Annotated in this window: 2 protein-coding genes; both read right to left on the reverse strand. The window is 29.4% G+C overall.

The window, feature by feature from the left end:
* Nucleotides 1-260: 260 nt before the first annotated feature.
* Nucleotides 261-2,981, reverse strand: coding sequence for an EAL domain-containing protein (locus tag ACLR9T_RS12600; RefSeq protein WP_413109857.1), 2,721 nt, complete (start codon nucleotides 2,979-2,981; stop codon nucleotides 261-263).
* A 715-nt stretch (nucleotides 2,982-3,696) separates the two neighbouring features.
* A complete protein-coding gene (locus tag ACLR9T_RS12605) occupies nucleotides 3,697-10,914 on the reverse strand; it encodes a glycoside hydrolase family 2 TIM barrel-domain containing protein (RefSeq protein WP_413109858.1) in 7,218 nt (2,405 codons plus the stop codon).
* Nucleotides 10,915-11,206 lie beyond the last annotated feature (292 nt).

The following is an 11,206-nucleotide window of genomic DNA, read 5'->3' on the forward strand; positions in this document are numbered from 1 at the left end:
ACGCTAAAGCTTTATTGTTACCACGCGCATAGCACGTGGTTTTTGTTTCACAATAGGAGAAAATAAATGATTTCTCATTTATTTTCGACCTCTCACACCACTTTTACTCTATATAAGTCTATTTTAACAATAATAGTAATTAAAAATAGAATGTTACAGTTTTCCTAAGAGAGAAGTTGTGTTGATAAGCCCATTAAAAACAATTCAACAACTTACTTCATATAATATAGATAAAATATTCTATCTAATAAAGTAAAAAGCTATTGCTTTAAATAGTTATTTTCAAAATCAGTTACTGAAATAGGTTTACTGAACATGTATCCCTGTACTATCTTTACACCATATTTAATTAAAGTATCTAACTGCTGCTCATTTTCTACACCTTCTGCAATTAGTTGGATATCCATACCATTACACATATTTGTTATTGCATCTACTATTATTTGAGACCTTTTATTTGATGTAATATCTCTTACAAATCCCTTATCTATTTTCAACACATCTAATTCAACAATTGATAAAAGTGCTAAATTTGAACTTTCTACACCAAAATCATCCATTGCCACTTTATATCCTGATTTTCTGATTTCCTTTATTCTAACAATAAGTGTATCAAAATTTGTATAGTTAGCCCCTTCAGTAATTTCTATTTCAAGGAATTTTCTAGGTATATTATATTTATCGCTAATAGCCCCTATCCTCTTCACAAAATTTTCATCCATAAAAGTTACTCTTGAAAAATTACATGAAATAGTAATAGTGTTTCCTTCTTTGATCCAAATACATAGATTTTTACAAACCTCTTCAAATACAAAATAATCCACTTTACTAACAAAATATGTATCTTCTAAAACAGGAATAAATTTATCTGGTGTTATTATTTGTCCCGTTTCATCTTGATAGCGAATCAATGCTTCGGCACCTGCTAGTGTATGATCTTTTACTGCTATTTTTGGCTGTAAATAAACTTTAAAATCATTATTATTTAATTTTTTCTTTAATAAATCTGGATCTGCTAAAAATTTTAGCATCTCGTTATTATGTCTATATCTATTTGTAGGATGATGTCCTTGATAAAATTTCTTTTTATCATCATACATCAGCTCATCAGCATTTTTTATAATTTTTTGAATATCTTTACTATCTTCAGTCCATTTAAAACCTATGGCAATTCGACACTGACTATTCATGAAATCAGTTTTTAATAGTTGTACATAGTCGTAAAACTTTTCTTCAGGAAGATCCAGAAATATAATTACAAATTCATCTCCACCTATACGATAAAGATATTTCGATATTTTTCTTCTACTCATGATATTCGAACATTCTTTTATTAATTCATCTCCTGCATCATGTCCAAAGGAGTCATTAATTTCTTTTAAACCATTAACATCTAAATAAACAACTCCTATAGAATTCTTATAACTTTCAAATTCAGATATATCATGAATAAAACGGTTTCTATTATAAAAAGATGTTAATTTATCTATTTGACTCATTTCATACAGCATCTTTTCATCTTCATTTCTTTGTATAGCAAGGCTTAAAAAATACTGAATAGTTTGCAGGAACGGAACTGCAATTTCAGCTAAATCAACATCTTGGTTATCAAGTCCTAGTGATCCATTTACCTTTCCTTTTTTCATTAAAGGTACCCATATTATATTTCGTATTTTTTGCTGTGAAAGTAATTCATAACCAATCGGAAAAGTATCTTTAAGATCCTCAACATTATTAATAACAACTTTTTTATATTTATCTAAATCATCTAACCACTCCTGATAATCATCTATTGGTATATTCTGTAAATTATCAATCTCTGGAGAAACGCCTTCTTTACACCACTCAGCAATATTAGTATAATAATCTCCATGAAATTCAAAAATATAAGCTCTTTCTGCTGAAAATAATTCTCCTACTAGCCTTAAAACCCTATTTATTGCTAATTCAATATCTCGATTATTATAAAGTTCTCTTACACACGCAAGACGAATTTCATCTCTTTCTAATCTTTTCATCAATTCCTCTTTTTCATTATTAGCATCAGTAATATCAAAAGCTATCTCCATTCTTGCAATACGTCCATCCCATTCAATCAATCTATCTTTCAATAGATAATGTTTTTCTAATAAAGGATTAGTATATTCCCAAGAATATGTTTCATTCATTTTTAATAATTTATTTGTACAAAAAGAACATGGTTCATCAAGTCCCTGTATGACTTTGTAACATTTTAAATTTTGCTGACTCATATCGATATTAAATGTATTCTTACCAGCTTCATTAACAAATAATAATTCATAATTTTCTATATCAGATACATACATCATTTCTGATATTTCATTCATTGGAGCTAATAATTCATGCGCCCGTCTTGATAATTGCTTACTCTTTTTTATATTTTCATTTTCAGCTTCAATTAGTTTTTTGCGACGTTTTTCTTGATAAAATGTAAAAACTACGCATCCAATAGCCATTATCACAAATATTAAATTGACTATTATTAAAGTTGTTTTTGCATGTTGAACAGTATGTTCAGTATACTCTTCCGCTGTAAATACAGTATCATTTGCCAATTCAAAATATTCTTCACTTAATTCATATAATATCTGATTTGATTTATTCTCCCTATAATCATATATCTGAATTTTAATATCGCTCCAGTCATTTTTCATTTTTGAAAGTAATTCCTGAAATTTATTACTTTCAAGTTTTATTAAATCTAACTCACTACTGCCATTAGAAAGACCATACAAAATCTTATCCAAATGTTCAATAAGTTTATCATCAGGAACATGATTTAATTCTTTTTTTATCAGCCTTTGAGTAGCACCTCGAACTATTCCAATGTAATTAATTACCCTCGCATTTCCTTGTAGATCATCAATTAAATCAAGTGACATAAATGATGTAAATATTACTGCCACACATAAAATAAGCGGGACAAAAATACTGCCAAATTTTGATATTATTTTCTTCATATACTGCCTCCCATTATTTATAAAATCAAGCCAGCAAACACCTTGTTCACATATATGTTTATATATTAATAATTATATAAGATAACGTGTTATATTGCAAAATCATTTATTAATAATGATTGTCAATAATTGATAACAGAAAATATTCCATGAGTATAATTTAAGGGAAGATATTAAAATCTAATTCTTTACACTTTAGAAATCACTTCTTTTATTTAATAAATTTTTCAAGAGTGTAAAATAAACTATATAGTATGGCTTAACCTCACCATTTATTTTGTTCTCTATTTGAATCAATGTTATAAGGAAAAATAAATTGCCTTTTTAGCTATTCTTCCAAAGAAATAGAAAAAGTTTTATTAATGATTAGTCAACGATACTTAACCAACTTATAACTAACAATAAATTCAAAAATAGAATAAACAAATACCTATATTACCAATATAAAATGACAAGGTCAATTTTTGACCTTGTCATTTCGTTTCGTACTACAATCAATCATTTTAACGATTCATCATAAAAGAATATATTAAATTATCAAACAACTGAGTATTCTTAATTAAATCACACTATACTTCATTACATTTTTATTTATATAATTCTATACATACCACTTTATAATAATCTAACTTTCATTATTTTAAATAATATTAGCTTATATTAAGATATCAGAAATGAAGTATTAATATCTGTATAATCTTAGTAAAAATATTTATTAATCTTCTTTTCTCTTTTTTGAAAGGTAGATTGCAACACCTAATGAAGTAAGGATTCCTAAACCAGATACCAGATTAATTGTATCACCAGTTTTTACAGCTCCTTTTTTTCCATTGGTAACATTAGGTTTTATAGGACTTACAGATTGATCTATATTATTATCTACAGAATTATTTGTATCTTCTACTAGATTAGATAGTGCATTTATTAAAGCTTCTTTAGCACTTTTTACTTCATTTAATGTTGCTTCTTCATTTGTCATAACAGCTTTTGCATTGGATAATGCAATTTGCACTGCTTTCCATGATGCCTTACTATAATTAACCTTATTTAACCCCTCAGCCTGATTAATTAAATCATTTAATAAATCTTTATTAGGTTTTAATCTTAAATTCAAGAAAGCATTAACTAATTTATTGAAAGTTTCATCTACTTCTTGCTGCATTGCATTTTCATTTAATAATGTATCTTGTGCATTGTTTAATGCTAAAACAAACTCTTGCCATGTTGATTTAGTATATAAATTACTATCTAATGCTATAGTTTTATCTACAAATGCTTGTAACATAGCTTTATCACCCTTGTAGAATTCTAACATCTGCATAGCTTTAGCAAGTTTATTAAATGCATTATCTACTTCTTCTTGTGTTGCCTTTGCATTATCAAATACATTTTTAGCATTTTCTAATGCTGCTTTAAATTCATCAGCTACTGCTGGTACTACTTTTTCTAGTTCTTCTTCAGTAATTTTATTAGCTAATTCAATAGCAATTTGTAAAGCTAGCTTACTAGTATCTGTAGTATCTGCTAAAACTAAACTATCGATAGCCTTTTGTAATTCAACTGCAACCTGATCTACTTGTGCTTGTGTAGTATTTTCTTTTTCTAATATTGATTTAGCTAATTCTAATTTTTCTTCAAATTTATTGTATGAATCTTTTGTATACTTATCTTTTTCTTTTTCAATATCAGATGTTTTTATAATAATATCTTTTAATTCTTTTGTATATACTAATCCTGCATATGAATCTCTTAATTCTTTTTCTGCATTTTTAAGTTCATCTTTTGTTATCTTATCAGTAGTAATCATTTCTTTTGCTGACTGTAAAACATTGTTAAAAACATTCCAGCTAGATACTAAATAATCATCAGCTTTTAATCCATCGAATTCTTCAACTACAAACTGAAGATTTAATTTATCTGCAGGAGTAGCTAATGTATTATCTAACTCACTATCAAAGTCTAACCAAAGTACTACATTATTAGCATTTGCAATATTTGCCTGATTAATTTGATCAATTGTTAGTGCTTCATTAAATACTCGAACTTGTTCATATGTTAATTCAGATTTTCTAGTTGTTTTTTGTGGTTCATGACCTATAGCAAACTGTTCATTGCTTTTATTAATAGCATTTACTTTTTTATCCCCATCTAAATTATATACATCATCGTCTACATATAATTGTAAATCTGTTCCATTATATGATACTGAGATAGTATGCCATTTATCAAAGAAATTATTTTCTAATACCTGTGAAGATATTTGATCCCAACTTGTTCCATTACTAATGTATGCATCAATAGTAGTATAATTTTGATTGCTGTTATGATAGATACGATATGCAAATGAATTATCACCAGTACTTGCTATCATAGTATGTTTTTCATGATTTTCAGTTACACCTGTCATCTCTTTACATGATGATGGTACATATACTCTAGATGATACAGTAAATGGATTATTTCCAGAAATTACATTATTAATAACTCTTTCACTATCATCAACAGAGAAGTATCCTTTAAGAGCACTGATTTTATCAGCTTCTCCAATTACAAATTTTGCTGTATCTGGTAATTTTGTATCAAGTTTAGAGTTACTAGAATCATTGATCGTTAATGCTTCTGCTTTATCTGCTACAACTATTACTGCTTCTGCATTAAGATTACTATCACCATTAACATTAGCAACTTTAAGGAGTAATTTTGTTCCCGGTGTAACATTTTTATTTATTGCTACTGTAACTTTTGATAAATTAGATTGATCAACTATCACATTTGCTAAATCTGTTTCAAATCCCTCTTCATCAGTAATAATCCAATCTGCTTTAGTTACTTTTACATTTTCTTTATCACTAATCAAATTAAGTATTTCTGATTTTCCAACTTCAATAGCTACTTTTGAAGGATTAATTTTAACTTTAGAAATATTTTCTTTATCCTTATGTTCAATATTTGCAAACTCAACCCATAATGATACAACTTCATTATCAGCTTTAATAGCAGGTTCATCACTATATTGTCCATCTATTTCTGCTTCACTTAAAGCTTTATTATAGACACGAACATTAGTAAAATCAGCTTGTGAAGTTCTTCCTGTTGAAGGACATGCTCCGATTGTTAAATCATAATTTGAAGGAGCTACACCCTCTGTTGTTCCTATTTCTTTTTGGGCTAATAACTTACCATCAACAAATAATGCGATTTTATTATTTTGTGCATCATATTGACCTACTATTTGATGTTCTTTATTTATCCAATTATTCTTCAATTCTTGAGGCATTGCACATTCTATACTACGCCAAGAACCTCCTGCATAGATATGGAAATCAACATAACTATCTCCTCGTGAGCGAAGAGCAAAGGCATTATCGCCTTTTCCAGCAAACATATTATATTGTGGTGTTCCTGTTGGGGTTACATTTACCTCAATTGTAAATGAGTTCTTATTGCTTAAAACAGGATCCATAACATCAGCAAATGGAATTGCTAATTGACCATTCATTACAATAGTTTCATTATTTCTTTCAAATTTTGCTGTCTTATTATATGGTATTTCTAATTGGTTATTACTTGAATCTTTAATATACGTTTCTTTATCTTTTAATGCTTTAACTTCATCTAAATATTGTTTTACAAGACTACTTCTATCTTTATCTTTATTTACTATTTCAGCTTGTGATTCAGTCATTGCATTAACATCATCCATCAACTCTTCTATTTGAGTTAACTGACTGTAATCATATACTACAAATGAGTCTATTCTCTTGATTAATTCAGCCGCTTTTTCTTTATCATATTCTTCTCTATTAAAAGAGTCTACGGTATGATACATTTTTGCCTTATCTGTTAAATCATTAGTTTCAACATTTCCAGCTACAGGAATCATAGTAAATTCCCATTCATATACTTTATTTGCTGGAAGCTGATATGCAGATAATGGTCCTGGACCACAAGTAGCTCCACCAGTTCCAAGTGAACTATAATTTACACTTAAGATTGTTTCATCCCTTGGAGTAAGTCCATATACATGATCTGTAGAATTTAAATCATCTGGTGTATAGTGTAGAGTACTAGCTTCTACTGTATCTGTTGCTGCTACTAATAATGTATTAGCAGTATCTTTGTTATTAACTGAAATCCATTTTACATCTGTTAAATTACCTGAATCATCTACTTTTAAATATGGATAGAAGAAATCAGTTACTGTATTTGCCCAAATTCCTTGACGACCATTAGTCTTTCGATCATTAAATGTTTCTACTGGACCATTTCCATACCATGTAACATCTTCATATCCTTCTGGAAGTGTCATCATAGAGCCAACTCTTAAGAAATTACCCATTCCACTAGCAGTAGCATCAACTGACATTTTAATAGTTACTTCTCCTTCACCATTAATAGTGTAGATGATTGTTTCTTTTGTATTTCCTGCATTTGGAAAACTAATATTAGCTGTAATTACATTTTGACCATCTTCATTAGTTGATGTTTCAATTTTTTCTACATTAATTGTTTTAGCAGCATTTGCCCAATTCCAATCAAACGCTGTTTTATCGTTTTCAACTAACCCTCTCCAAAAGTTAGGTGTAGGACCTTCAGTTACCATTACTTCACCTTTATAAGTATAATTCTTCATTGTACCAGTAGATTTATCAATTGCAAAATCAAAATCTTTACCTGTTATTTGCCAATTGCTATCATTCTCTTCTACTGTTACATCTTTATCACTAATTACAGGTACTGCCTGTTCAACTGTTACTGGTACAGAAATTTGTCCCCATGACATTTCTGCTCCTTTTTCTGCCCATTTAGTATCTTCCTTTAATGCTACAGAAATATTTAAATAGTATTCACTACCTTTAGCAATTGTTTTTGGCATCTCAAATGGTACACTAATCTTTCCAGTTGTTTGAGGCGCTACATCAATATTTTCTACTATACCTTTATCAATTTCTTGACCATTTTCAAGTAATTGCCAAGTTACATTATATTCATTTAAATTTGTAAAGTTACTTTCATTATAAACCTTTATATTGCGACTATCTAAATCTGCTATATCTCCACTAAACCAGAAGTTTTGATATTGATATTTTACTTCCATCAATTCTGGTTGTGGATTTCTATCAGGGCTTAATAAACCATTTTCACAGAAACTGTCGTCATTAGGTACATCGCCCCAGTCACCACCATAACCATAGAATTTACCATTGATTTCATCTTTATAAAGATTAGTATGTGTTTTATTTTCACCATAATAATCCCAACCATTGACAGTAGCTGCTTTATGTTCATCTGCATAATCTAACCAAAGAACAATACTATCATCTTTTGATGAAATAGCTGGTTCTATATTTCTCTGACCATTAATCTCTTCGTTTGTAAGAGCTTTATTATAAATACGAGCAATTGAAATTTCGCCATCAACTCTTCGACCGTTTGTATTATCATAACCAACTCCAATTGGATTAATTGTAGCAGCAATACTATCAGAAACTGAGTTAGAAGCCATTTCTATGCCATCTACATAAATTTTAATCGCACCTCGATCATATACTCCAACCACTTGATGCCAATTATTCTCCCAATTGTCAGGGAAGTCACATGAAGCGCTCTTCCAACTATTATTGTTGTATACAAAGAATTCCAAACCGCTACCAGAACTTTTTGTTTTTAAAGCAACCTGAGTATCTCCTTTTGAAAGGAATACACTATTTTGAGATTTCGATGCAGGTTTTACCATTACTTCAAATGTAAAAGATTTCCCACTACCTGATAATACTGTATTGTATTTATCATTATTATCCATTACTGTATAACCACTGAAAGATTTCCCACCATTATAGCTTTCTTCTCCAGCATCATTGATCCAATTTTCTTCTTTCCCAATTGCTTCACCAGTAATACCTGTTTTATCAGTCACCTCATAAGATGAGCCTAGTTCATCTAAATCAACTGCTCTTGATTGGTCTACCCAATCCCAAACAAACGCTCCCAACATATTATCAGAACTTCTAATCGCATCCCAATATTCCTTTAAATTTCCAATTGAATTTCCCATACCATGTGCATATTCACAAAGTACATAAGGAATTCTTCCTTCTCCTGCTCTTGACCAAACAGTATCTACACTTGGGTACATATTACTTCCCATATCTGTCCCCATGCTATCATTTTGTCCTTCACTGTGAACAGGTCTAGTTGGATCAATATTTTTAAAATACCAAATCATATCACGGAACATTCCATTAGAAGTATTTGGATCTGACGTATAAACCATTTCGTTTCCAATTGACCAAATAACTATTGCTGGGTTATTTTTCAATCTTTCATATGATGTTACAGTACGATCCATTGCAAGTTCATAGAATAATCCTTTAGCATCATTGTTACCCATAATTGCATGACTCTCAAGATTTGTTTCGCCAATCATGTATAATCCATAAGAATTACACAACCAATAAAAGTAATCATCATTACTATAATGAGATGTTCTAACTGCATTTAAGTTATTTTGTTTCATTAAAATAACATCTTCTTTTGTTGTTTTTTGTGGTACTGCTTTTCCATAAAAAGGATCAGTATCATGACGATTAGCTCCTTTTAAAAGCAGTCTCTGTCCATTAATTTTAGTTGGTTCCCACTTAGTTGTTGTTACATTATAATTACTATCTACTTGAGTAGAAGTAAATTCTATTTCTCTAAATCCTAATTGTGTAGACAATGTTTCAATAACATTTCCTGAAGCATCTTTTAATGTTAAAACCAAAGCATACAAATTAGGATTTTCTGCTGACCATAACTTAGGATTTACAACATTTTTCTTTATATCAAATGTTTCAGTTTTAGTTGAATCAACCGAAGTTACTGGAATATTAGTTTCACCTAAAATATTAATACCACTTTGATCCAACGCTTTAACATCAATACTCCAGTTATTTTGAATTATTGATGATAGATTGCGAACATCTACAGAAAGATCTAAAACTGCATTTTCATATTTAGAATCTAAATCAGTACGTACTGTATAGTCATTTATTTGTACTAATGGTGCACTCGTCAAATAAACGTCACGGAAAATACCACCATCATAAATCATATCTTGGTCTTCAAACCACGTACCATCACAAAACTTATGTACTTTTACAGCAAGTAAGTTTTCACCATTTTCTAAATAATCTGTAATATCAAAACGATGTGGGCTAAACGTATCTTCACTATACCCTACTTCTTTTCCATTAACATATACATAATAAGCTGATTCAACTCCTTGGAAATTAATATAAACTCGTTTCCCATTATTTAACATCTTATCATCAATATTAAATGTCTTACGATATAACCCAACAGGATTATAATTAGTTGGAGCGTTTGGTGCAGCTACATTTTGATCATATTTTGATTGCCAAGGCATTTGTGTATTTGTATAAATAGAAAAATCAAAATCATCTCTTGTCCAACTTTTAGGAAGTTCAACGCTTTTCCAACCATCTGCTTTATCAGGATCAAAATTTTTGCTCATAAAACCATCTTCTTTACCCATATATCTTTGAGCTTGTTCTTGATTTTGAACAACATTTAAATCCCATTTTTTTCCTTCTCCAGTTAATAGCTCGAAATACTCAGATTCTGTTCGAGCATTATAGTCCCATACTGCATTTGCAGCAGCTGAAACATTCTGATATGGAATTAAACTAGTAGTAGCATCTTCGCGGTTAATTCCAAAAACATCTTCACCAGTTACTTGATTACCATCTACATCTTCATAATCAGTTCCGGTCCACTCTTTATGAGTGAATTTTATCTTATTAACATCCGCTTTAACAGAATCCGCTACTGTAAGATCAGAAGCAGCTGCTACAAGACTATTATTTGCTGGAATAATAGTCCCTACCATCAATGCTGATAAGATAAGGGATAATACCTTCCCCTTTTTCATAATCACTATCCTCCTTTTGATTATATTTTCTCTTATACTAATAAGTATATAACTTGTATTATATTATTTATATGTAATTTTTTAAGGTTTTTTGGTAAAAATTTACTAATCTTTTATTAAATTAGAATAAAATTTTAGTAATAAAAAGAACTGAAGAATATTAACATTAAATGTTAATACCTCAGTTCCTTTATAATACTAATCTTCTTTACGTTTATAACAAACTAACATACTAGCAATACTTAAAATACCTAAACCTGCAAATGCTCCAATTAAACTTTCATCTCCAGTT

The organism is Thomasclavelia sp., from assembly GCF_047249845.1.
Taxonomy (GTDB): Bacteria; Bacillota_I; Bacilli_A; order Erysipelotrichales; family Coprobacillaceae; genus Thomasclavelia.